Below are 24,415 nucleotides of genomic sequence, written 5' to 3' on the forward strand. Positions count from 1 at the left end.
AACAGCATAACGTGTTTAACAAGGCGGAATTTTGATTTCCTCAGTGAATGGTTATAGACCACAGACGGCGAAAAAGCCCGAACCGGCGAGCGGATCGGGCAGAGAAGTAGAAAGCAGTTACCAGCCGGAGGGCAGCAGATTAAACAGCGAGGCGATGGCGTAGATCGCGCTGGCGAGATAGAGCAGCACGATAACGCTTTTGATGATCGGATGGGTCAGCCATGCGCGACATTGCCAGCTCGGCTGCACATCGCCCTGTTTTCGGGCGCTTTGTAAAATCAGCATCGGCATAATCGACAGCACCACGCCGCTGAAAACGCCGGCGATATAGAGCGCGTTGACAAAGGATACCAGCCCGCTATAGGCCAGCAGAAACGGCGGAAGCACCACCAGCAGCATCGCCATTAGCCGCTGACGCGCCGCGCTATCCACCTGCCAGTTAAAACGATCGCCGATATTGGTCAGTAAACTGCCGCCCAGCCCCCAGTAAGAGGTAAGCATGGCGAACAGGGCAAAAATATTAGCGGAGAAAAAGGCCCAGTTACCCAGTGCTTCGCCCCAGCTGAGCGTCGCGACCTCAGAGACATTCGCCAAGCCGTTAAGGGCAATAACCGACAGCGGCACCAGCGCCAGCAGAACAAAGGTTATGGCCATGCCGGTAACGATCGCTTTCGGTAGCTGTTCCGGCTTATTACTGAAGCCCCGCGCCATTTCCGGCACGATGTATTGCGCAGAGAAGCAGAAAACCACCACGTTAAATACCGGGATCATATAGAGCCAGTTGCCTTCCAGCAGATGCGCCAGTTGGGTGACCGGCTGCAGAAAGGTGGTGCCAACCAGCAACAGCAGCATCAGCACCATACAGATACAGATCACTTTTTCGCTGCGGCCGATTGCCTTCAGGCCGAGCCAGAGCACGCCCGCTGCGGGCAGGAAAAAGAGCAGACTGCCCAGCGAAGGCGGCAATCCCAGCAGCGACTGCAGCAGCCGTCCGCTGCCGCTCATATAGGCGGTTAGCGCCCCCAGCGAGTTAACACATACGGAAGCGAACATCAGCCAGCTGCCGAGGCGACCCACATAGCGGCGTGCCAGGCCGCTCAGTTGCAGGTGTGCGCGGGTGCGCAGCGTGGCTTCTGCCACGTAAAGCATCGTTACGGTGGTAAACAGACCCACCACCACCAGCCAGAACAGCAGCGGCATAAAGCCCGCCTTACGGGCGGCGTAGGCGATAGAAAGCACGCCCGCGCCGATATTGGTGCCGACAATCATCGCCACGCCTTCCACAAAGCTTAGCGGTTTGGCCTTTACGCCTGTAGCGCGCGCGGTGGCCGTTTTGGCGGATGCGGGCCAGGATGTTTCGTATGACATGGGAACTCCTTAGTGCGCTCAGGCGCCAGGTGAAGAGATGTCCATACAGAGATATTTGCTTTCCAGATATTCATCGATCCCGGCCTGCGAGCCTTCGCGGCCCAGGCCGGAGTGTTTGATGCCGCCGAAAGGAGCGATTTCATTGGAGATCTGCCCGGTATTCACGCCGACCATGCCATACTCCAGCGCCTCGCTGACGCGCCACTGGCGGGAGGCATTTTGCGTAAAGAGATAGGCGGCCAGACCGAATTCAGTGTCGTTCGCCATGGCGATCGCTTCTGCTTCACTATCGAAGCGGAACAGCGCTGCCAGCGGGCCGAAGGTCTCTTCATGCGCCACGCGCATCTGCTGGGTAACATGGGTTAACAGCGTGGGCTGAAAGAAGGTGCCGCCACGCGCGTCGCGACCGCCGCCGAGCCGCAGCGTGGCACCTTTGGAACAGGCATCGTCAATGTGGCTCTGCACTTTGGCAACGGCGGTATCGTCAATCAGCGGCCCCTGCGTTACGCCGGGCTGGCGGCCATCGCCCACCTGCAGTTCACCGATTGCCTGCGCCAGCCGTTCGCTTAATGCCTGATAGATCCCGCTCTGCACGTAAATACGATTGGCGCAGACGCAGGTCTGGCCGCTATTGCGGAATTTACTGAGCATAATGCCCTGTACCGCCTGCTCCAGATCCGCATCGTCAAACACCAGCACCGGCGCGTTGCCGCCCAGCTCCAACGAGAGCTTTTTCACCGTCGGCGCGCACTGCGCCATCAACAGGCGTCCCACCTCCGTCGAGCCGGTAAAGCTCAGCTTGCGTACGCTGTCGCTGGCGCAGAGCGCCTGGCCAACGTTCACCGCGTCACCACAGAGGATCAGCAGCAGATCTGCAGGCAGCCCCGCTTCAGACGCCAGCGTCGCCAGCGCAAATGCGGTCAGCGGCGTCTGTTCGGCCGGCTTAACCAGCATGGAACAGCCAGCGGCCAACGCGGGCGCAACTTTGCGGGTGATCATCGCAGCGGGAAAATTCCACGGCGTAATAGCGGCGCAAACACCCACCGGCTGCTTCAGCACCAGCAGACGCTGTTGCGGCAGTGGAGAGGGCAGAATGGCGCCATCGGTGCGCCGCGCCTGTTCAGCAAACCAGCGAATAAAGGAAGCGGCGTAGCCAATCTCACCTCGCGCCTCGGCCAGCGGTTTGCCCTGTTCGGCGGTCAACAACTGCGCCAGCGGTTCCTGCTGCTGCAGTATTCGTTGATACCAGCCCATCAACAGGTCGGCGCGGGCGGTTGCCGTTTGTTGCTGCCACCGGCGTTGCACCCCAACAGAGCGGGCGATCGCCGCGTTAACCGCTGTCGCATCGTGGGTTTTAACCCAGGCCAGCGGCTCACGCGTTGCCGCATCGGTTACCGCCAGCCAGTTGCCGCTTTGCGGCGTCAGGCTAACGTCAGGATGATCGAGCAGTGCTTTTAGCGGGGCGTTAATCATGCCTGCGCCTCCAGCGCCTGACGCAGCAGCGTCAGCGCACGACGGAAAGTGGTTTCCTCGATGGTTAGCGGATAAAGGAAACGGATGACGTTGCCATGCTGACCGCAGGTCAGCAGCAGCAGCCCCTGCGCCATCGCGTGCTGCTGCACCGAACGCGCCAGTTCGGCATTCGGCTGGCCGTTGGCATCGGCGAAATCAACGGCGACCATGGAACCACGCGCGCGGATTTGCGCCATCGCGGGCAGGGTGCGCTGAGCCTGTTGCAACACCTCTACCAGTTCAGCGCCCAGCTGTGTGGCACGCTGGCACAGCTGCTCTTCATCAATCACGTCGAGAACCGCATGTGCCGCCGCGATGGCCAGCGGGTTACCGGCGTAAGTGCCGCCAAGGCCGCCCGGCGCTGGCGCATCCATGATTTCGGCTCGGCCGGAAACCGCCGATAGCGGCAAACCGCCCGCCAGGCTTTTCGCCATGGTAATCAGATCCGCTTTGACCTCGTAGTGTTCCATGGCGAACAGCTTGCCGGTGCGGGCAAAGCCGCTTTGCACTTCATCGGCAATCAGCAAAATGCCGTGGCGATCGCAGCACTCGCGCAGGCGCTGGAAAAATTCGGCAGGGGCGATATGGAAACCGCCTTCGCCCTGAACCGGCTCCAGCACAATAGCGGCAACATCCTGTGGCGCGATATCCTGGCTGAAAATCGCTTCCAGGCTGGCCATCGCATCGTCAACGCTGATGCCACGCAGTTCAACAGGATAGCGTGCATGGAAGACCGAGGCCGGCATCGGCCCAAAATCCCGCTTATACGGCGCCACTTTGCCGGTCATCGCCATGGTCATAAAGGTCCGGCCATGAAACGCGCCGCCAAAAGTAATAATGCCGTGGCGGCCGGTGCTGGCGCGGGCGATTTTCACCGCGTTTTCTACCGCTTCCGCGCCAGTGGTAAAGAAAGCGGTTTTTGCCGGGCCGTTAACCGGCACCCGCTGGTTCAGGCGTTCCGCCAGCGCCACATAGCTCTCATAAGGAACAATCTGGTAAGCGGTATGAGTAAAATGCGCCAGTTGCTCTGTGACCGCAGCGATCACTTTCGGATGGCGATGACCGGTATTCAGTACCGCAATCCCGGCGGCGAAATCGATATATTCGTTTCCTTCCACATCCCACAGCGTGGCGTTTTCCGCCCGCGCGGCAAACCATGAGCACATAACGCCGACGCCGCGTGGGGTAGCCTGCTGTTTGCGATCGTTCAGTGCCGCATTCTTTATGTCCATAGCGTTACCTCATTGTTATCGTTTGTTTACAAAAGGAGCCTGATCACGTTTATTTAGCGGGGAGCCACTGTCGGTGACGAGAGCCATTTGAGAACAACAGGAGGGAGCCAATTGCACAGCCTGTATGGAGATCACCTTTTGCAGCGTCTGCAGCAGGAGACCGAAGGCGCGCTGCATCAGCGTCTGTTTCGCTGTTTGCGTAGCGCGATCGTTGAAGGCGTATTGCCGCCGCACAGCCGCCTGCCTGCTTCTCGCGATCTGGCGCGCGAGCTGGCGGTATCGCGTAATACGGTGCTTAACGCTTATGAACGTTTGCTGGCTGAAGGGTATGTGCAGGCGCGTACCGGCAGCGGCACCTGGGTAGCCGGTACGCTGCCGGACAGCTGCCTGAATGCAGGCGGTGAGCCGGTCCCGGCCCCGGAAGCGCCGTTTTCACCGGTTAAACTTTCCGCACGTGGTGCGGCGTTGTTGGGCTATGCCAGCGCATCGCCGCATCAGTGGGGCGCTTTTGTGCCTGGCGTCCCGGACGTGACCGCATTTCCACATGCGCAGTTCAGCCGCATTCAGGCGCGCCTGAACCGTCAGCCAGAAGTCAATCGCCTGACCTACAGCAGCGCCGGGGGCTGCGAGGCGTTACGCGCCGCGCTGGCGCACTACCTGCGTGTGGCGAGATCGGTGCGTTGCGAGGCCGATCAGATCCTGATCACCGAAGGGATCCATCAGGCGGTGGATCTGGTGTCGCGGTTGCTGTGCGACAATGGCGATCGGGTGTGGATCGAGGAACCCGGCTATTGGGGAACGCGCAATCTGCTGCGCATTAACGGACTCAAGCCGGTGCCGATGCGGGTGGATGAAGAGGGCATCGTGCCGGTTAACGATCGGCTGGCGCCACGGCTGGTATTTGTTACGCCTTCGCATCAATATCCGCTGGGCGCGCATCTGAGCCTGGCGCGCCGTCGACAACTGCTGGCGCTGGCGCGCCAGCACGGCAGCTGGATCGTGGAAGATGATTACGATAGCGAGTTTCGCTTCTCCGGTCAGCCTTTTCCGGCGTTGCAGGGGCTGGAGCCAGACGCGCCGGTGATTTACATGGGCACCTTCAGTAAAACGCTTTATCCGGCGCTGCGCATTGGCTATCTGGTGGTGCCAAAGGCGCTGGTTCATCCGCTGCGTATTGCGGCAGCAGAGCTTTATCGCGGCGGTCATCTGCTAATCCAGCGGGCGCTGGCAGAATTTATCCGCGAAGGCCATTACGTTGCGCATATTCGGCGGATGCGCCTGCTGTATGGCAAGCGCCGTGCTTTTCTGATCGGCCTGATCCAGCGCTACCTCGGTGAGAGCTTTATCCGGGAATTCAATCATGACGCCGGGCTGCATTTAGTGCTTAACCTGCCCGAGAGATGTGACGATGTAAGCATTGCCGCCAGCGCGCTCCGGCGCGGAGTGACGGTGCGGGCGCTGTCGCAATATTATATGCAAGGCCAGACGCGTCGCGGGCTGCTGCTGGGATTTGCCTGTGTAGAAGAGAAGAATATGCTGCCAGCCTTTAACACGCTGCGCCAAATCCTTACCGAGTATGGAATTACCCACACAGGAAATCTGGCTTAATTCTTTTGTTAAGATTATTTCAACAATAAATAGCTGAAAAATTTGTCAGCCTTGCCGATATGTATGGCAACAGTTTGCCCGATAGCTTTGCTTCGGGAAAATTGATAAATTTTTCTTTAGCGTAGCGCTGGTCAGACAGCGATACTACGTTGCCATCGCCAACCCACCCAGATCTCTTATTTGGGCAGCCATCGGGCAACAGGATGAACGAGAATCCAGATACACTTTATCGGCTACTGGTGCAAAGCGTAATCGATTACGCGATCTACATGATCAAACCCGACGGCACCATTGCCAACTGGAACACGGGCGCTAAGCATATTAAAGGCTATTTGCCGGAAGATATCATCGGTAAAAACATCGCCATTTTTTATGATAAAGCTGAACAGTTAAAAGGGGTTCCGGCCAACAATCTGGTTATTGCCGCCAGCCAGGGGCGGCTGGAGACAGAGGGCTGGCGCTATCGCCACGATGGCAGCGCGTTCTGGGCACACGTAGTGATCGATGCCATTTATGCTGACGATCGCACGCTGATGGGATTTGCGGTGATCACCCGCGATTGTACCCAACAGCAGGCGCAGCTTAGCCAGCAGCGCGAGCAGCAGGAAAGATTCCGTCTGCTGGTTGAGGGCGTTACGGATTACGCTATCTATATGCTTGATATTGATGGGATGGTGGTGAACTGGAACGCTGGCGCTCAGCGTGCCAAGGGCTATACGGCGGATGAGATTGTCGGGAAACATTTCTCCGCTTTCTACAGCCTGCAGGAACGCATGGCCTATATTCCGGAAAAGAATCTTCAGACCGCTTTTCGCACCGGCCGTTTTGAAGATGAAGGCTGGCGCTATCGTAAAGATGGCAGCGCGTTCTGGGCGCATGTGATTATCGACGCCATCCATGATGATAACGGCAAGCTGATCGGCTATACGAAAATCACCCGCGACTGCACCGAGCAGCGTGAGCTACAACGCGAGCGGCGCGCAGAAGAAGAAAAATTCCGGCTGCTGGTGGAAAGCGTCACCGATTACGCCATTTATATGCTGGATCCGGGCGGCCACGTTGTGAACTGGAACACGGGCGCCCAACGTGCCAAAGGCTATACGGCACAGGAGATCCTTGGTCAGCATTTTTCGCTGTTTTACAGTTCGCAGGAGCGTCAGAACAAGACGCCGATGACCAACCTGAATATTGCGTGCACCACAGGCCGCTTTGAGGATCAGGGCTGGCGCTATCGTAAAGATGGCAGCGCGTTCTGGGCGCATGTGGTGATCGACGCCATTCACGACGAAAACGGTAAGCTTATAGGCTACGCCAAAATTACCCGCGATATTACCGAGCGGCGTGAATATGAGCAGCAAATCCTGCGCGCCAAAGATCTGGCGGAAGCGCAGAGTGAACGTATGACCGCCATGTCGCGCTTTCTTGATACCATCATCAGCAGCATTCCTTCCTGCGTGCTGGTAGAAGATGCCGTTTCACGTGAGATCCTGCTGGTAAACCGCAAGACCGAGCAGTTATTTGGCGTTGAGAAAAACAGTATGCAAGGGAAAAAGCCGCATGAGTGTCTGCCGCCGGAGCTGAGCGACTACTTTAACGTGCTGGCGGATGCGGCCTTGCGTAGCGAAAGGATCCATCAAAGCGAACGTCAGCTGATCACCGCAAGCGGCGAGCGCATTCTGCATACCCGGGCGGCCACGGTTCGCGGCGGCGATGCGCGTACCCAATATGTGATGCTGATTGTCGATGATGTCACCGATCAGCGCGCCGCCGATGCACGAATTCATCATATGGCGCATCACGATTATCTGACCAGCCTGCCCAACCGCATTCTGTTTCGTCAGCGGCTAAACGACGCGTTACGTCAGGGCGAGCGGCAAACGGCGGCGCTCTGTCTTGATCTGGATAACTTCAAAAACGTTAACGATGCGCTGGGGCATCAAATGGGTGACGAGCTGCTGCGCGTGATCGCCAAGCGCCTGCGTGCCGTGCTGCGTGAGCAGGATACGCTGGCGCGCATCGGAGGTGATGAGTTTGCCATTGTGCTGCCTGGCCTGAGCAACCAGCAGGAGGCGAGCATGGTAGCGCAGCGATTAATCGAGATAGTGCGTCCGCCAATCAATGTGGATGGACATAATCTGTCGGTGGGGCTGAGCATCGGCATTGCCTTTGCCGATGCCGAGCTGGCTTCACCTGAGCAGCTATTGCGCTGTGCCGATATGGCGCTGTATGAAGCCAAGCGCAACGGACGTAACCGCTATGAATATTTTACTCAGGAGATGGATGTTCAGGCGCGGGCGCGACGCTGCATGGAAAACGATCTGCGCGAGGCGATCACCGAAAATCAGATGCGGCTCTATTATCAGCCGATCACCAACAGCGAACAGCATGCGATTATCGGCTACGAGGCGCTGATGCGCTGGCATCATCCCTCAAAAGGGCTGATTATGCCGGCTGAATTTATTCCGCTGGCGGAAGAGACCGGGCTGATCCATAGCCTGGGCGCATGGGCCCTGTATGAAGCGTGCCATGAGGCAAAAAAATGGGCGGGCGGGCAAACGGTATCGGTTAACCTCTCTCCGGTGCAGTTTAAAAACAGCACGCTGATTTCACTGGTTGAAGGCGCGCTGCGTGAGTCAGGACTGGAGCCATGGCGGCTGGAGGTGGAGATCACCGAGTCGGTACTGCTGAATGATACGCTGGGCAATATTCGTACGTTGCAAAATCTGAAGGCGCTGGGGGTGCTGATTGCGCTGGACGATTTCGGGACCGGCTACTCTTCGTTAAGCTACCTGCGCTCGTTCCCGTTCGATAAAATCAAAATCGACCGTTCGTTTATCAATGATATGAGCGACAGCCGTGAAGCGTTGGCGATTATCCGTGCGATTACCGGCATGAGCCGCAGCCTGGATATTCAGATCACCGCTGAAGGTGTGGAGAGTCGTGAGCAGTTCGATAAGCTGAAGGAGGAGGGATGCACGCTGTTTCAGGGCTACTTCTTTGGCCGACCGCAGCCGTCTGAACTGCGGTTAACGGTGCTGTAATCGCCGCCCCGACGCGGCGATTCGCGTCGGGGCAGTCATACATCAAGCGGTTGGACCGTGGCTTTCACCATCCATTTTCGCCAGATCTTTATCCACAAAGAACAGGCCTTTACCGCTGTTGCCCACCAGCGCCAGCTTATCCAGCACCGATTTAAACAGTTTCTCTTCTTCATGCTGTTCCGCAACATACCACTGCAGGAAATGGAAAGTTGAGTAATCCTGAGTAGTCATCGCCGCATGCGCCAGTTCATTGATTTTACGGGTAATCAGCTGTTCATGCTCATAAGTTTGCTCAAACACGTCTGCTAAAGAGTTAAAAGCCACCGGCGGTGCAGCAATGCTGCCTAACACCGGCATCGCGCCGGTATCGCTGAGGTAATCAAACAGGCGCTGCATATGCTCCATCTCTTCACGCGAATGAGATTTCAGAAAGGCCGCCGCGCCTTCAAAACCTTTGTCGCTGCACCAGGCGCTCATTTGCAGATACAGGTTTGCGGAATAGAACTCCAGGTTGAGCTGCTCGTTTAAACGCGCGGTCATGTCATTGGTCAGCATAGTGATTCCTCAGAATAGGGGGCAGATGAAAAGTGTTGTGCTGAATTATGCAGCAAAGCTGCTGAAAGGAGTATGCTTTTTTGTTTTTAATTTACTGATTTTAAAGATAATTAATTCACTATCTGAATGCGGCTTATTCGCATTTTCAGCCGCATTTGCCATGCCTGCCGTTGCGCTGATGCTGCTTTCACGCCGTATAACGATGCTGTAGTGGTAAGGACGCGGATGCTGGAAAACGGCGGCGGGCACCTGTCCCGCCGCCTGAATCAGATCAACGGCAGTTCGGGTAATTAGGCTTCTTTTAGCGCCTCGGCGACATGGCTGATGGCACTGACGACTTCGGCTGCGCTGTGACGGATTTCAGCAATCACCTCTCCCGCTTCCTGCGCCAGCTCCACGCCGCGATCGGCGCGCTGAAGATTGGCTTCGATGCCGGTTAGCGCTTTATTCGCCAGCTGATTATTATCCCGTACCATTGTTTCAATCTCGTTGGTGGCCTGGTTAATATTTGCCGCCAGCGCGCGCACTTCATTGGCTACCACGGCGAAGCTGCGTCCGTGCGCACCGGCGCGGGCGGCTTCAATCGCGGCATTCAGTGCCAGAAGGTTGGTTTGGCTGGCAATATTGCGGATGGTTTCCACAATCAGGCCGATACGATCTGACTGGGCGCTCAGGCTGGAAATATCGCCGGAAATGCCGTGAAGCTCGCTCGCCAGCCCGTTGATATTCTGCACGCTGCTTTCCACCACGGTTGCGCCGAGGCGCGTGCTTTCATCAGTACGTCGCGCGGTTTCATAGGCTTGATGCGCCGCGTCGCGCTCCAGCTGACTTTTTTCCACCTGCGCGGTGACGTTAGAAGCGAACTTAACGATCTTATACAGCCGGCCCTCTTCATCAAAAACCGGGTTATAGGTGGCGCGCAGCCACAGCGGACGGCCCTGTTTATCAATACGATGAAACAGGCCGGAAATAAAATCGCCCTGGTTGAGCTTCTGCCAGAATTTTTTGTATTCCGCGCTGTTACGTAGCTCAGAGGTACAGAACATTCGGTGGTGTTGCCCAACCACCTCCTGTTCACGGTAACCGGTTGTTTGCAGGAAGTTTGCGTTAACCTTCAGCACTTCTCCTTCAAGGTTAAACGTAATCACCGCCATTGAACGATCGATGGCTGCGGTCATTGCACGTTGCTCCTGGGCCTCCAGAACATCAGCGGTGATATCTGAAGCCAGCTTGATAATTTTCACTACTTTGCCGCGACGATCGCGCACCGGGACATAGTTAGCCTCCAGCCAGACCGGATGCCCCTGTTTGTCCAGGCGCAAAAATTTATTGCTGAAACTCTCACCGCGCTGTAATCGCTGCCAGAAAGAGAGATATTGCGGCGAGTTAATCAGATCTTCCGGGCAAAATATCCGGTGATGTTTTCCAGCGATCTCATTGAGACGATAGCCCATCCGCTGCAGAAAAAGATCGTTGGCGGAGAGAATGGTGCCGTCGGGCTTGAACTCAATGATCGCGATTGCCTGATTTAATGAGGCAAGCGTGGCCGCTCCTCGCGGCTGTAAGGCAAAACGAGAAGCAATTCCTGATGCAATAGTACTGAACATGGTGAACCTTTATTGTGTTATGGGGTTTCACCGCGGATTATCGGCCTGCAAGGGTAAAGGTTAAGCAAAGGGAGGCGGGCCAGAGGCCTTTTTATGCCTGTTATTATCTATTGCTGCAAAAGAGCGCAATCAGTCAAAATTTAGTGAAAAGCATTTGACGACTTCGAGGCTTTACGGTTTAATGCGCCCCGTTGCCCGGATAGCTCAGTCGGTAGAGCAGGGGATTGAAAATCCCCGTGTCCTTGGTTCGATTCCGAGTCCGGGCACCACTTCTTCCAAACCCTCGCTGAAAAGCGGGGGTTTTTGCTTTTCAGGACGCGAAACCATCGTGAAACGCTGTTTAAGGGCCGCCAGCCGCCAGATAGTCACGCTTTCCGAGTCCATCCACCAAAGCTTAAACCCCATCCGCAGACAACATTTTTGCGCCAGCCTGATATAACAGTGATGAGATAATCATCTATCGGCTTAGCTGTTTCTGTTGATCGCGCTTAATACCCGTAAAAGGAATTCAGGGTAAAAAGTCACTGTTTGTAACCCACCGTGGCCGTTTACCCCTTACCGATATCATTGGTTATTCGTTATGTCAGGAAAACGCATCCAGCGAGAAAAGCGCACCATTGAGAAAATGATCGCCCTGTATCAGGCTGATTGTCCGCAGGCCGATAACGATGCTGAACGTTACCGGTCGCTGTATCACTATGCGGTGAAACGCCTGGACCGCTGCGCTTTTGGCGAAGAGAAGCCCGCCTGTAAACAGTGTCCGATTCACTGCTATCAGCCCGCAAAGCGCGCAGAGATGAAGCAAATCATGCGCTGGGCGGGGCCGCGTATGCTGTGGCATCACCCCATTCTTGCCATTCGTCACCTGATTGACGACAGGCGCCCCGTGCCGCCGATCCCGGAAAAATATCAGCCCAGGAAAAAAGGGTAGCCTTTTTAGCGCGCAGGCCTGTTACCGGTTGCCCTGCGGAACGCCCGACCGGTTTTACAAAGGCCTGTCCATATACAGGTCTTCCGTTACCTCTTTCAGTGGGTTTGTTGCACCAGCAGCGCGGCCAGCGCATCGACGTCAGCGAAGCCGCTTCCCACCGGGCAGGTGATCAGCCGGGCTGGATAAGCTCGCACCAGCTGCGGCAGGCAGGCGTCGTGAAAACGCTTTAGATCGAGAAAATAGTCCAGCGTATAGGCGGCCTCGCCTGGCCGACCACGCGCCATACAGCTTTCAAAACAGGCCTGCGGACAACGATCGATATAGAGCACTACATCGATCGGCGGATAGTCGCTCAGGCAGGTTTTGATCTGATAGTAATAATCCATATAGGCGGCGTCGGGGCGTTCGGTATGCAGGAAATTGGCGTGACAAAAAACCACGTCGCTGTAAAGCGAACGCTCGATCAAATAGTTGCCGTCGGGCAGATCCTTCAATAGCTGCTGGCGCATCCGGGTGATATAGAGCTGAAAGCGTATTCGGGCATCGGCGTCGCCGGGGCTGCTGGTAAAGGCCTGCAGCAGCGCCAAAAACTGCGGATCGCCATCTACCGGCTCTACCATGACCTGCCAGCTTTCGCCACTCAACGCGGTAAGGCGTTCAGCCAGCGGCCCGATAAGCGAGCTTTTACCGGCGGCAATATTGGCCTCAATCGTCATTATCTTCATTCACTTAACCTGCCATACAGAAAATCGTTGCCGCTACCGTGCGGCATCAATGCCAAATAAGCGGCGCAGCACGTTAAAAATTTGCCTGCGACGCGGTAAAGCATAGCTTTCATTATGCGCGATCATCTCTTCTACGCTGATTTCGCCCAGCAGCTCGCGCATCATATTCTCGCTGCTGACGCATTTTTCTACCTGACGCTGTAAATCATCATACCAGGGCATGGTTAGCTCCTTTAGTGGTTAACGCAGCAGCCGTGGCGCTGCTGTTATCTCCCTTATTGCAAGCCGTATGCCATAGTTAAGTGGATGAATTTAAATGGGTAATATAAAGTGCGCTGTCATTTTGATGCCGCCGAAACCTGTCAAAATGACGCAGGCCTGTCATTTTGACGCGCTGCCGGATGATGAAAGCCAGCACGGTTAAGTTTGTTTAATACCGCCTGCTACACTCGGTGCAGCGTAGCACGTCACTTAATCACTACTATCAAGGACACCACATCATGTCAGAGAACAATTATCAGCCGCCGAAGGTCTGGCAATGGGATCAGCAGGGTGCAGGGAGCTGGTCGAAAATAAACCGTCCGATTTCTGGCGCCACGCATGAGGCGGCTCTGCCAGTGGGTAAACATCCGTTGCAGCTTTACTCGATGGGAACGCCGAACGGGCAGAAAGTAACGATTCTGCTGGAGGAGCTGCTGGCATTAGGTGAAAGCGGCGCGGAGTATGACGCGCATCTGATTCGTATCAGTGAAGGCGATCAGTTCTCCAGCGGCTTTGTTGCGGTTAATCCCAATTCCAAAATTCCGGCGCTGCTTGATCGCTCAGAAACGCCTGCGGTGCGCGTGTTTGAATCAGGCAATATTCTGGTTTATCTGGCGGAAAAATTTGGCCATTTCCTGCCGCAGGCGCGCGGCGCGCGCGCTGAAACCCTGAACTGGCTGTTCTGGCTGCAGGGCTCTGCGCCCTATATCGGCGGCGGTTTCGGTCATTTCTATCACTACGCGCCAGAAAAAATCGAGTACGCCATCAACCGTTTTGCGATGGAGGCCAAGCGTCAGCTGGATGTGCTGGATCGTCAGCTGGCTCAGCATCGCTATATTGCCGGGGAAGAGTACAGCATTGCCGATATGGCGATTTGGCCCTGGTATGGCGTGCTGGTTCAGGGTGGTCTGTACGAGGCGGCAGAATTCCTTGATGCTGCTTCCTATAAAAATCTTCAGCGTTGGGCGCAGGAGATTGGTGAGCGGCCAGCCGTACAGCGCGGACGCATCGTTAACCGTACCTGGGGCGAGCAGTCGCTGCCAGAGCGCCACGATGCCACTGATTTCGACCCCTTTGGGCTGAATCAGGTACGCTAATCTGCAGCCACGGCGGAAAGCCGCCGTGGTTTTGCAGTGAATAAAATACCGCTATTAATTAATAACACGCATTATCAACAGCGTGTTACTTATTTCCCGCGTACGAATTAGCTGATTAAATAATTAGAACGCATTAGCATTAATTCTAATTAACCGGCTGACTTTAAAATTACTTGTGATTCATGACATAACATTTTAGCCAATGGTTAACTGCTTTTTGGTTTGAAGCCGCTGTTATTATTAACGGTTTAAATAAAAGTAGTAATTAAAATAACATCCGGTAAAGCAGGTCGTGACAGAGATATTATCGTTTTCTTTTTGTAGTGGATAATCGGTAACCGGAGGCTGTCGGGAGGAGAATAATCCAGTCTGGCTGGTTATATAATCATTGCAACTATCCATAATATTAGCCATTTCCATTTTTAGTTTATGTGAAAATGCGCCCGTTTTAATCTGGCATGAGGGGTGAAAATAATCACCGTAATGAATCCGTCATTGTTTTTTCTTTTCATGCTATTAAATGAGGTGGGCTATGAGTGGAAAGTTTCAGCATATTATAAACAGTCAGGCGTTATTTACCGCGTTGCGTCGCGATCTGCATCAGCATCCTGAAATTGGGCTGGAAGAGTTGCGCACCAGCAGTATTGTTGCTGATAAATTACGCTCCTGGGGTTATCAGGTGCATCGAGGCATGGCGAAAACCGGCGTGGTGGGCACGCTGAAAGTGGGCCACGGCGGTAAAACGCTGGGCCTGCGGGCGGATATGGATGCGTTGCCAATGCAGGAGCAGACCGGCAAGTCCTGGAGCAGCCGGACAGAAGGGAAATTCCACGGCTGCGGTCATGACGGCCATACGGCAACGCTGCTGTGCGCGGCGGAGTATCTGGCGAAAACACAGAACTTTTGCGGCACGCTGCATCTGATATTTCAGCCGGGCGAAGAGCTGCTCTATGGCGGCAAACTGATGCTGGAAGATGGGCTGTTTCAGCAGTTTCCCTGCGATGCGATCTATGCGCTGCACAATATGCCGGGCTTAAAAAAGGGGCATTTTTACTTTAAAACCGGTGCCATGATGGCTTCGTCAGATACGTTGCATATTGAGGTAAGCGGTAAGGGGGGCCACGGCGCTTTCCCGGAAAAAAGCGTCGATGCCACGCTGGTGGCCTGCCAGATTGTGCTGGCGCTGCAAACGGTGGTTTCGCGCAACGTCTCGCCATTTTCTCCCGCCGTGGTTACCGTTGGCAGCCTCTGCTCAGGCGAAGCGCCTAATATTATCAACGCCAGCGCCATGCTGAAGCTGAGCGTACGCGCACTGGATAATAAGGTGCGGCAGCAGTTGCTTAAACGCATCGGCGATATCGCTCACGGACAGGCGCAAAGCTTTGGCGCGAAGGTAAATATCGATCATATTAACGGCAGCCCGGTGCTGATTAATGACCCTGCGGCAACAGAGTTTGCCATCAACGTGGCGCGCGAGCTGGTCGGCGAAAGCCGGGTCTGCACCAATACCGCGCCGGTCATGGGCAGCGAAGATTTCGCCTTTATGCTGACGGAAAATCCACACGGCAGCTATCTGTTCCTGGGCGCAGGCGACGAGCCGGAAAGATGTATGGTGCATCATCCAGGCTACGACTTTAACGATGAGCTGATTGTTCCGGGCGCGATGTTTTTTAGCCATCTTGCAGAACAATTTTTAAATTAAATATTGGCTGAGCATTATTATTTTTGCATTGGGCGTCGCGTAAACGCTCACAGGGAAATATAAAACAGAGGGACTCCGAATGTCTGCAACAGAAATAAAACAGATTAAATCCGTAGCGTATCAGGGAAGCGGTCGGTTAATTGTCGGAATTATGGCTGGGGTACTGACGTTTTGGCTGTTTGCCCAGTCGGTGGTGAATATCGTTCCGGCGATTCAGCAGGATGTCGCCATTCCTCTGGGAACGTTAAATTTAGCCATTAGCCTGACGGGACTTTTTTCCGGCTGTTTTATTGTGGTGGCGGGCGGCTTTGCCGATCGTTTTGGACGGGTTAAAATGACCCAGCTGGGTTTTATATTAAGTATTGTTGGCTGCCTGTGTCTGATTATGGCGCAAAATAGCCTGCTGTTTGCCATAGGGCGAATTATTCAGGGGCTGTCCGCCGCCTGTATTATGCCCGCCACGCTGGCATTAATAAAAACCTGCTATCAGGATGCGGCGCGGCAACGGGCGCTGAGCTACTGGTCGATCGGCTCCTGGGGCGGTTCCGGTCTTTGCTCGCTGGCAGGCGGCGCGATAGCCACCTACTGGGGCTGGAAATGGGTGTTTATTCTGTCGATCCTCTTTGCGCTGGCGGGCATGCTGCTGATCCGCGGCACGCCGGAAAGCAAGGTGAATACCACCGTTTCCCATCGCTTTGACTATTTTGGCCTGTCTACCTTTGTGGTAATGCTTGTTTGCCTGAACTGGGCGATTACCAAAGGCAACGCCTTTGGCTGGACCAGCAGCCTGATCCTGATCCCTGCCATCATATTTTTGCTGGCGGCGGCGCTGTTTTTTACCGGCGCACGGCGTAAAAAAAGCGCCAGCTTTATCGATTTCGCCCTGTTCAGGCAACGAGCCTGGAGCGGGGCGACGCTCTCTAACTTTTTACTTAACGCGGTGGCCGGTACGCTGATTGTCGCCAGCATCTATGTGCAGCAGGGGCGAGGATTCAGCGCCTTTCAGTCCGGTATGTTAACCCTGGGCTATCTGGTTGCGGTACTGGCAATGATCCGTGTCGGTGAAAAGCTGCTGCAAAAGGTGGGGGCGCGTAAGCCGATGCTGTGGGGCACCGCGATGACCGGCATCGGCGTGGCCTTGATGGCGCTAACGCAGCTTCCTGACAGCACCTACGCGGCGGCGGTATTTACAGGTTATGTGCTGTTTGGTCTTGGGTTAGGTTTTTATGCCACTCCCTCCACCGATACCGCTATTTCCAGCGCGCCGGAGGATAAAATCGGCGTGGCGTCCGGTATCTATAAAATGGCCAGTTCGCTGGGCGGCGCCTTCGGCATTGCCATCTCCGCCTCGGTCTATGCCGCAGTGTTGCCGCTGGGCGCAGCAACCGCCGCGACCGCCGGGCTGCTGGTTAACGTCGGGTTTTGCGTAGTTTCATTTATTACCATTGCGCTGATGGTGCCGCGCCAGGCAGGCAGCGCTTAGCCATCAGGGCGTTTTTTTCTCGCCGCCCGGCTGCGGTGGCGGATAGTCATAATCAATACGTAATGCCGCCGCGTAAGGGCTATGCCACAGCTGTTGATAAAGCTGGTTTAACCGCTGCGCCATGCTCTCATTATTTAAAACCAGCTCCAGGTTGCGCGAGTTATCCAGATAGCCGCCGCGCCAGTTGCTGGTGCCTATCCAGGCAAGCCGATCGTCAAGGATCATTATTTTACTGTGGATCACCCGGGCATAAGGAATAAAGCCGCTGCGCGCAGGGGGAATGGTGACCACTTTAATCTCTACGTTGGGTACCAGCGCCAGGCTTTTCAGCCAGTGAATATCGGGGCGGTCGGTATTCCAGTCGGCAACCATCAGTTCAATATGCACGCCGCGTGCTGCCGCGCTGCGTAAGGCGTTATCGATAACCGGATAAAAAGGGCGGCTGTGCTGCGAACCATAAGAGAGCGGCGCATAGTCCATTACCTGAACGCGCACCGAGTGTGTGGCCGACGCCAGCAGCTGCGGTAACGCCGCCTGCGAATCAATGACCCCTGGCGGATTCCAGCTATGCGGGCTGGCGACCAGATAGTTGCCGGCAGGCAGATCCGTGCGCCTCTCCTGACTGGCAACAGGGGGCACCGGCTGATCGGCTGCCAGCAGCGCCTGGGCCTGCCAGTCCTGATTAAATATCGCGGCGATTTGCGCCACCACCGGCGCATCGCTGATGCGTAGGCCAGTCTCCTGAATATGTTCCAGCGCCCGCCAGTCGAAGTTCTGACTGCCGACAAACGCCTGACGAGCGTCTACGACAAAATATTTGGCGTGAATAATGCCGCCGCTGAGTTTGCCAAACGACATCAGACGTAGCTCAAGATTGGGAATGCTTTTCAGCTGTTCCAGCGTCTCCGGTGTGCTGTTACGCAAACCTTTCTCTTCCATAAGAAAGCGGATTTTTACGCCACGCTCGCCTGCAGCGCGCAGCGTCTGTAGCACTTCATCCAGCTTTGAGCCGGGCTGGTTGGCAACGTAAAACTGGGCGATATCGATCTGCCGTTGCGCACTCGCAAACATCTCGCGCCAGACATCGTCGCTGCGGCGCAGATCTTCCGCCTGTAATTGGGTCTCTACCGGCGCGGTGTAGACCAGCTCATAACCTTCGGTTTCAAAACGCGCGCTGGCGCCGGGACTTAATATCAACAGGCTACTGCTCCAGATGAAAAATTGCAGGCGGCAGCGCCACCTGCACGAAAAAATGTCAGGCATAACGCTGCGCTCCGTTTTTTACCCAGTTATCGGCAGCGTCGGGCAGCGGCAGTGCCGATCCGGCCGCGCGGATAAGCAGCACTTTTAACAGTTCGCCAATGCGATCCATACGGCTTTGCAGATAATTATTGCCTACCAGCGCAATCAGCGCGATGGCAATGCCCAGGCCGGTGGCATACAGCGCAGTGCCCATTCCTGCCGATACCAGGCTCGGCTCAGAAACGCCGGAAGCGGAGAGCGCTTTAAAGGTATCGATAATCCCCATTACCGTTCCCAGCAGGCCAAGCAGCGGTGCGGCGGTAACGATGGTTTCCAGCAGCCACAGTCCACGGTTCAGCTGTGGCTTACTCAGCAGATATTGCGTTTCCACCATATCATTCAGCGACTGCGCGTTATGCTGATTTTTATGCAGCATAATTGGCTGAATCATTGAGAGCGGCAGGCTGTTACGGCGCAGCAGTTCGGCGGGCAGGGCAGTAATCTGCCCTACCTGCGGCGTCAGCGCCTGCTCCAGCTGCCGCGCCTGGCGCCATGTCCAGGCGAAGCTAATCGCCCGCTCAATAATGATCACCAGCGCAATAGCCAGTGAAAAGTACATGATATAAAAGATAATGTCGTGCAGTAAGGTCGCGTTCATTGTGTTGGTTCCTGATTCATCAGAAGGTGGCTTCCAGCGAGACGCTGAAGGTACGCTCCTCGCCAACGTTGTAATAAGGCGTGTTAGCATCCAGTCCGTTACGCGCGCTGGCGTTAAACACGGTGGTGCGTGCCGAGGTGAGATACTCTTTATCAAACAGGTTATCGACGCCGAAACGCAGCGCGGCGCTTTTCACAATTTTTTTATCGACCGGCAGATGAACGCCCGCTGCCAGATCAAATACCGTGCGGCCGCCCACTTTTTCATCATTGGTGAGATCGCCGTAAAACGCGCCAACATATTTAGCGGTTACGCCGCTATACCAGAGGCCATCGTCGTAGCCCAGCGTCAGGTTAAGCAGGTTTTTCGGCACGTTAGGCAGTGTCTTGCCGGAGGTCGGCAGGGTCACGCCCTCGGTAGTGAGATCCTCTTTCTGTTCTGAATCGGTGAAGGTATAAGAGGCGTAATAGTTGAAGTTATGCGGCAGCTTTCCGCTCCACTCCAGCTCTATCCCCCGGTTCTCTACCTTGCCGACGTTCATTATTTCATAGTCGCCGCTGCTGTTGGTGGTGGAAACCTGACGATCGCTATAGCGCAGCCAGAACAGCGTGGCGCTCAACAGCATATCTTCCTGCTGGAAACGCCATCCCAGTTCGTGGTTCCAGCTCAGCTCTGGTTTGGTGCTGATCGAGTCGCCGACGTTGTACAGCACATAGTTAGGTGGCGTACGCATATTGCGTGACAGGCTGTAGAACAGCTGGTTCTCCGGGTTCAGGCGATAGCTGGCGCTGAAGTTGGGCAGAAGCTTATGGTAGCTGGCGCGGCGATCTTCCGGGCTGCTATACAGGCTGCCATTATTCTCGCCGCGTCGCTCAACGTGCTGCCAGGCCAGGCCGCCTACCAGCGTCCAGTCGGGCGAAAGATACCAGCTATCCTGTACCCAGATCTTTTGCGCTGGCGTAACGGTGTACTGATCGCGGCCCTGTACTGTCTTGCCATTGGCATCGGTTACCTGATTTGAGCCGCCTGGCTCGCCCCACAGATCCGCCGGGTTGCCGTCTGAGTTGATGCTGATAAACGGCTGGGTCTGGCGCTGACGCGCGCGCTCGTACCAGTAGCCGAGGTCGAGGCTGTGCTGTTCGTTAATGTCCCACTTGAGTTTAGTGGTAATGCCGGGGCGCCAGGTCTGTGTCCAGGAAGGGCGATAGTAAGTATTGCTGCTGAGATTGCTTAAATCATACTGTCCGGCCCGGTCCGAGGTGGGAGAGAGCGTTGACGCGTTCTGACCGCTGAAGCTGCCGCCGTTACCCCAGTAATAATAGGGTTGAATGGTCCAGCTCAGATTATCGCGTAGCTGGAGTTTCTGGCTAAAGCTGACGGTCAGGTTTTCAAACGGGTTACGGTTCAGCTTGTAATAGCGGCTTATTTGACCGCGGCTGTTGTATTGCGGCGAGGAGGGAAAATCGCCGGAGCTGCGCCCCTCACTTTCAAATTGCGCCTTGCTGATGGAGTTATAGTTGCTGTTTTCCTGACGGTTATATTTCACAATCAGATTGCTGGTGTTGCCGTTTTCCGCCTCAAACAGTGAGTTCATCTCAAACTTATCAGAGTAGAGACGACCTTCGCCGCGCCATTTTTTCGCTTCGGTATGGGAATAAGAGAGCCAGTTGCTGAAGCCGCTATATTCACCGGTCTCCAGGCGGGCAAAGGTTTTACTGAGATTATTGCTGCCGAGCGTCTGTTTCACGAAGCCGCCGAACACTTTCGCCGGACGACGGGTCACCAGCCCGATATTGCCGCCGCTGGAGCCGATATGTGGACCATCAGCCTCAGACGCGCCCTGCGTTACAAAGATCTCCTGCAGGTTTTCCGCATCGCCCAACAGGCTAGGGTAGGCCGCATAGTTGCCGGAATCGTTAATGGGAATGCCGTCCATCGACAGGCCAATCTGATCGGAATTCATCCCGCGCATGGTGTAGTCAACGCCGCTCAGGCCGCTGGCATCGGTACTGTTAACATTCAGCCCTGGCGTATATTTCAGCTTATCGATGGCATTGGCGGCGGAAGGCATTTTATCCATCGCCTCTTTTGTCACGGTGGAACGCGCTTTAGGCGTCTCCTCCTGAACCATCATGCCGCCGCCGAGAGAAACGCCCTGCACATCAATGGTGCCGACATCGCTATTCTCTTCCGCCTGCGTCAGGCCGGGCAACAGCGCAGCCATAATCGCAAGAGATATCCCAGAACGTTTAAATGCTGTCATTTTCTTTTCCTGTCGTACGATGAGAGGTTCCGGCATCAGGGGGCCCGGTAGTTGAAAGTGGCGGTAAAACGTTTACGGCTTTGTCCGGCGAAAGCGCCTTCAGGGAAAGGCTTAAGCTGGCTGATACTTTGCAGGCTGCTGCTGGCGGCGCGGTTAAGTAGCATGCTGCGCGCTTTGCCGGCGATGCCGGAAGCGAGCACGCGACCGCTGCGATCCACCTCCAGCCAGACTTCAACGCTGCCTTCCGGACGTTCAAGCGAAGCCTGACGACCGGTGGGATAACGCTTACGCTGTTCCAGATCGCGGCGCAGCGCCTGTAAATAGCCACTCTCCAGCGCGCCCGCACTGGCGACGTTGTTGCTGGCCGCAGGGGCGCGCGACGCGGCGGAGGTCCGGAGCGGCGCGGTCGCCGCCGCCGTCGGCTGTGAGCGGGGCGGGGCTTTAGGTTTATGAGCAGGCTTTGGCTGCGTGGTCGGTTTGGGTTTCGGCTTAGGCTGCGGCGGCGCGACCGGCGGTGTTGGCTGCGGTTCAGCAACCGGCTGGGGTTCGGGATCCGGCAGCGGTTGTGGCGGCGGCGCAGGGTCAGGCTGCGGCGCGGGACCCGGTTCCGGCTCGGCAGGCGTCACCGGCGCAGGCGGCTCTGCCAGTACCAGTTCCATGGTGGATTCATCATAACGAGGCTGTACTTTCAGCGTGACCTGCTGGTTCATCCACAGCATCCAGCCTGCCGCCGCAAGGGCAGGGAACCAGCTCAGCAGATGGCGAGAGCGATAGAGCGAGTACATATCACAGTTTCCGTGTGGCGATAGAAACGGAGGTAAAGCCGCCCTGGCGCAGGTTATCCATCACTGTGACCAACCGTTCTACGGCGACGCCCTTATCGCTGTTGAGGATGATGGTCAGCGGTTCGCTCTGCTGCTGCTGTTTTAGCTTACCTACCAGTTCCTGCAAGGCGATCGGTTGCCCATCCAGCTGCAAACGATCGTTATCGCCTAGCGTCACAATCGCTTTTTTCTGCGGCTTCAGCTGTTGCGCGCTTGCCGCACCGGGCAACTGGGTTTTCAGTCCCTGGGCCGGTATCACATTCAGGCTAATCAGCACAAAGAACACCAGCAGAAACATCATCACGTCGATCATCGGGATCAGTTCTATATGCGCTTTGTTTTTCCTGGCTTCATTCCAGCTTCGCATGGCACCTCCTGGGTGAAAGAGCAGCCACTATAGGGGAGCTTTGTTTATTTTTTGTTACGTTTGAAAGACAAAATTTTCACAATATCCCCAGAGAACGGGCATACAGAACGGGTGAACAATAACCCTGGCTTAAGCATGCGCGGAAGGGGGCAAATCAAGAGCGGCGCTGGTCAGCCCAGCAGGCCGGATCGGTGTGTGAAACGTTGATGCGCAATCAGAAGGTAAACGCAACGAAGTACGCCCAGTAAGCAGGTCGCTTTGGATTTCGCTGCCTTGATGTTGCCGCCAACGGTTATTTATTCCTCTGCTGTAACGCTTTTTGTTGTGATCTTTATCACATAAACAGGCGATCTCAGCGAAGCGGGTCTAGACTTATCTTTACCTTTCCCTCTTTTTCTGGAGCAAAACCCTTTAATTTCAATCAATAACATCTGCACAGAACATTACAAAATCAATAACAGGGAGCACTATGACCGACTATTCATCTCAGCCCTCATCCATAGAGGTGACGGAAACCAAAGACACTATCAGGCAACGCATATTTACCGTGGTGCTGGTAGCAACGATGGGGGCGCTCGCCTTTGGTTACGATACCGGCATTATTTCCGGTTCTTTACCTTTTATGTCAGCCGCACCGTCAGAAGGCGGGCTGGGGTTAAACTCCTTTACCGAGGGACTGGTAGCGTCATCACTGATTTTCGGCGCGGCGCTGGGATCGTTTCTTAGCGGCTTTATGTCTGACCGTTTCGGGCGACGCATGACGCTGCGCAGCCTGGCGCTGCTGTTTATTGCCGGCGCGCTGGGTACTGCCGTTGCGCCATCGGTGCCGACCATGGTGGCGATGCGTTTTGTGCTGGGGATTGCTGTGGGCGGCGGCTCTGCCACCGTGCCGGTGTTTATCGCTGAAATCGCCGGGCCTAAGCGACGCGCGCCGCTGGTGAGCCGCAACGAGTTAATGATCGTCAGTGGTCAGCTGCTCGCTTATATCGTCAGCACCGTGATGAGCTATACATTGCACGATCCGCATATCTGGCGCTATATGCTGGCGCTGGCGATGGTGCCGGGCATTCTGTTGTTCATAGGCACCTTCTTTGTGCCCGCCTCACCGCACTGGCTGGTAGCGGAAGGCCGTTTCACCGAAGCGTTAAAAGTGCTGAAAAAGCTTCGTGAAACGCCGCGCGAAGTGCGCAAAGAGATGGCGGAGATGCGCAAGCAAGAGAAGCTGGCACGTAAAGGACCCTCGATAAAAGAGCTGCTTCGGGAGCGCTGGGTGATTCGTCTGCTGCTGACCGGTTGCGGTCTGGGCTTTGTAGCGCAGTTTACCGGCGTAAACGCCTTTATGTATTACACGCCGATTATCCTGAAGACCACCGGCATGGGCACCAACGCTTCCATCGCCGCCACCATCGGTAATGGCGTTGTATCGGTACTGGCGACGCTGGTGGGTATCTGGGCGGTAAGCCGCTTTAGTCGCCGCCGCATGCTGATGGCTGGACTGAGCATCGTGATTCTGGCGCAGGTGGCGCTGGGCATGACGCTGACTTTCCTGCCGCAAAACCTGATGCAAAGTTATCTGGCGCTGGGCTGTATTCTGGTATTCCTGTTTTTTATGCAGATGTGTATCTCACCGGTTTACTGGCTGCTGATGTCAGAGCTGTTCCCGATGAAAATTCGTGGCGCGCTGGCTGGCACCGCCGTCTCGTTTCAGTGGATCTGTAATGCCACCGTCGCTTTCGCTTTCCCGCTGATGTTGAATCTGATCGGCAACCAGACCTTCTTCCTGTTTGTACTGCTGAATATCGGTTCCTTTATTTTCGTTTACTTCCTGCTGCCGGAGACGCGCGGCAAGAGTCTGGAGGAGATCGAGAATATGATGCGTAGCAAATACGGTGAAGTTTAAAAAACCTGGACGGGCTATGATCGGCTCTCTTTTCGGGCT

At 55.5% G+C, this 24,415-nt stretch carries 20 protein-coding genes and 1 tRNA gene; 9 read left to right on the top strand and 12 right to left on the bottom strand.

Annotated elements, in window-relative coordinates; translation table 11 throughout:
• Positions 1-117: 117 nt before the first annotated feature.
• The 3 genes from ACQE3Z_RS09410 to ACQE3Z_RS09420 are packed head-to-tail and all read right to left on the bottom strand — an operon-like array spanning position 118 to position 4,106.
• Positions 118-1,368 (bottom strand): aromatic amino acid transport family protein, encoded by a 1,251-nt coding sequence (locus tag ACQE3Z_RS09410; protein ID WP_426973528.1) that lies wholly within the window; start codon positions 1,366-1,368, stop codon positions 118-120.
• Between the two features lie 18 nt (positions 1,369-1,386).
• Positions 1,387-2,841 (bottom strand): NAD-dependent succinate-semialdehyde dehydrogenase, encoded by a 1,455-nt coding sequence (locus tag ACQE3Z_RS09415; protein ID WP_426973529.1) that lies wholly within the window; start codon positions 2,839-2,841, stop codon positions 1,387-1,389.
• Positions 2,838-4,106 carry a 4-aminobutyrate--2-oxoglutarate transaminase gene (locus ACQE3Z_RS09420; protein ID WP_426973745.1) on the bottom strand — a complete coding sequence of 423 codons (1,269 nt, stop codon included), beginning with the start codon at positions 4,104-4,106 and terminating at the stop codon, positions 2,838-2,840. Before ACQE3Z_RS09420 ends, ACQE3Z_RS09415 begins: the two co-directional genes overlap by 4 nt.
• 117 nt (positions 4,107-4,223) lie before the next feature.
• Here ACQE3Z_RS09420 and ACQE3Z_RS09425 point away from each other — a divergent pair, with 117 nt between their 5' ends.
• A complete protein-coding gene (locus tag ACQE3Z_RS09425; RefSeq protein ID WP_426973530.1) occupies positions 4,224-5,720 on the top strand; it encodes a PLP-dependent aminotransferase family protein in 1,497 nt (498 codons plus the stop codon).
• Between the two features lie 203 nt (positions 5,721-5,923).
• On the top strand, positions 5,924-8,761 hold the full coding sequence (locus ACQE3Z_RS09430; protein ID WP_426973531.1) for an EAL domain-containing protein: 2,838 nt from the start codon (positions 5,924-5,926) through the stop codon (positions 8,759-8,761).
• 42 nt (positions 8,762-8,803) lie between these two features.
• Here the strand turns inward: ACQE3Z_RS09430 and ftnA are convergent, their stop codons facing one another.
• On the bottom strand, positions 8,804-9,316 hold the full coding sequence (ftnA, locus tag ACQE3Z_RS09435; protein WP_250650866.1) for a non-heme ferritin: 513 nt from the start codon (positions 9,314-9,316) through the stop codon (positions 8,804-8,806).
• Between the two features lie 25 nt (positions 9,317-9,341).
• Here ftnA and ACQE3Z_RS09440 point away from each other — a divergent pair, with 25 nt between their 5' ends.
• Positions 9,342-9,527: a hypothetical protein gene (locus ACQE3Z_RS09440; protein WP_426973533.1), complete on the top strand. Its 186-nt coding sequence runs from the start codon at positions 9,342-9,344 to the stop codon at positions 9,525-9,527.
• A 79-nt stretch (positions 9,528-9,606) separates the two neighbouring features.
• Here the strand turns inward: ACQE3Z_RS09440 and ACQE3Z_RS09445 are convergent, their stop codons facing one another.
• Positions 9,607-10,923, bottom strand: a complete 1,317-nt coding sequence (locus ACQE3Z_RS09445) for a methyl-accepting chemotaxis protein (RefSeq protein ID WP_426973534.1) — start codon at positions 10,921-10,923, stop codon at positions 9,607-9,609.
• Positions 10,924-11,116: 193 nt separating this feature from the next.
• Between ACQE3Z_RS09445 and ACQE3Z_RS09450 the strand changes: the two genes are divergently transcribed.
• Both ACQE3Z_RS09450 and ACQE3Z_RS09455 read left to right on the top strand, forming a co-directional pair.
• Positions 11,117-11,192, top strand: a tRNA-Phe gene (locus ACQE3Z_RS09450).
• 311 nt (positions 11,193-11,503) lie between these two features.
• Positions 11,504-11,854 (top strand): nitrous oxide-stimulated promoter family protein, encoded by a 351-nt coding sequence (locus ACQE3Z_RS09455; protein ID WP_426973535.1) that lies wholly within the window; start codon positions 11,504-11,506, stop codon positions 11,852-11,854.
• 95 nt (positions 11,855-11,949) lie between these two features.
• Here the strand turns inward: ACQE3Z_RS09455 and ACQE3Z_RS09460 are convergent, their stop codons facing one another.
• Both ACQE3Z_RS09460 and ACQE3Z_RS09465 read right to left on the bottom strand, forming a co-directional pair.
• On the bottom strand, positions 11,950-12,579 hold the full coding sequence (locus tag ACQE3Z_RS09460) for a deoxynucleoside kinase (protein ID WP_426973537.1): 630 nt from the start codon (positions 12,577-12,579) through the stop codon (positions 11,950-11,952).
• A 33-nt stretch (positions 12,580-12,612) separates the two neighbouring features.
• Positions 12,613-12,801 (bottom strand): hypothetical protein, encoded by a 189-nt coding sequence (locus tag ACQE3Z_RS09465; protein ID WP_426973539.1) that lies wholly within the window; start codon positions 12,799-12,801, stop codon positions 12,613-12,615.
• 278 nt (positions 12,802-13,079) lie between these two features.
• On the opposite strand from ACQE3Z_RS09465, the gene yghU reads away from it, so the two are divergent.
• The 3 genes from yghU (at position 13,080) to ACQE3Z_RS09480 (ending at position 17,122) form a co-directional block, all read left to right on the top strand.
• A complete protein-coding gene (gene yghU / locus ACQE3Z_RS09470; protein WP_426973541.1) occupies positions 13,080-13,937 on the top strand; it encodes a glutathione-dependent disulfide-bond oxidoreductase in 858 nt (285 codons plus the stop codon).
• A 532-nt stretch (positions 13,938-14,469) separates the two neighbouring features.
• Positions 14,470-15,639 (top strand): M20 aminoacylase family protein, encoded by a 1,170-nt coding sequence (locus ACQE3Z_RS09475; protein WP_426973543.1) that lies wholly within the window; start codon positions 14,470-14,472, stop codon positions 15,637-15,639.
• Between the two features lie 79 nt (positions 15,640-15,718).
• A complete protein-coding gene (locus tag ACQE3Z_RS09480; protein ID WP_426973545.1) occupies positions 15,719-17,122 on the top strand; it encodes an MFS transporter in 1,404 nt (467 codons plus the stop codon).
• A gap of 3 nt (positions 17,123-17,125) precedes the next feature.
• Here ACQE3Z_RS09480 and ACQE3Z_RS09485 read toward each other — a convergent pair whose 3' ends face one another.
• The 5 genes from ACQE3Z_RS09485 to ACQE3Z_RS09505 are packed head-to-tail and all read right to left on the bottom strand — an operon-like array spanning position 17,126 to position 22,476.
• Positions 17,126-18,385: a phospholipase D-like domain-containing protein gene (locus ACQE3Z_RS09485; RefSeq protein ID WP_426973547.1), complete on the bottom strand. Its 1,260-nt coding sequence runs from the start codon at positions 18,383-18,385 to the stop codon at positions 17,126-17,128.
• Complete coding sequence (locus tag ACQE3Z_RS09490; protein WP_426973548.1) at positions 18,378-19,022, bottom strand: MotA/TolQ/ExbB proton channel family protein; 645 nt, start codon at positions 19,020-19,022, stop codon at positions 18,378-18,380. The genes ACQE3Z_RS09485 and ACQE3Z_RS09490 overlap by 8 nt, the downstream gene beginning before the upstream one ends.
• A gap of 19 nt (positions 19,023-19,041) precedes the next feature.
• The gene (locus ACQE3Z_RS09495) at positions 19,042-21,285 is read right to left on the bottom strand and encodes a TonB-dependent receptor family protein (protein ID WP_426973549.1); all 2,244 of its coding nucleotides are present in this window, start codon (positions 21,283-21,285) and stop codon (positions 19,042-19,044) included.
• 35 nt (positions 21,286-21,320) lie between these two features.
• Positions 21,321-22,070, bottom strand: a complete 750-nt coding sequence (locus ACQE3Z_RS09500; RefSeq protein ID WP_426973550.1) for an energy transducer TonB — start codon at positions 22,068-22,070, stop codon at positions 21,321-21,323.
• Between the two features lies 1 nt (position 22,071).
• Positions 22,072-22,476: an ExbD/TolR family protein gene (locus ACQE3Z_RS09505; protein ID WP_426973551.1), complete on the bottom strand. Its 405-nt coding sequence runs from the start codon at positions 22,474-22,476 to the stop codon at positions 22,072-22,074.
• Positions 22,477-22,930: 454 nt separating this feature from the next.
• Here ACQE3Z_RS09505 and ACQE3Z_RS09510 point away from each other — a divergent pair, with 454 nt between their 5' ends.
• Positions 22,931-24,376, top strand: a complete 1,446-nt coding sequence (locus tag ACQE3Z_RS09510; RefSeq protein ID WP_426973746.1) for a sugar porter family MFS transporter — start codon at positions 22,931-22,933, stop codon at positions 24,374-24,376.
• The last annotated feature ends 39 nt before the right edge of the window (positions 24,377-24,415 follow it).

The sequence above is a fragment of the Pantoea sp. FN0307 genome (genome assembly GCF_050113815.1).
GTDB classification, from domain to species: Bacteria; Pseudomonadota; Gammaproteobacteria; order Enterobacterales; family Enterobacteriaceae; genus Mixta; species Mixta alhagi.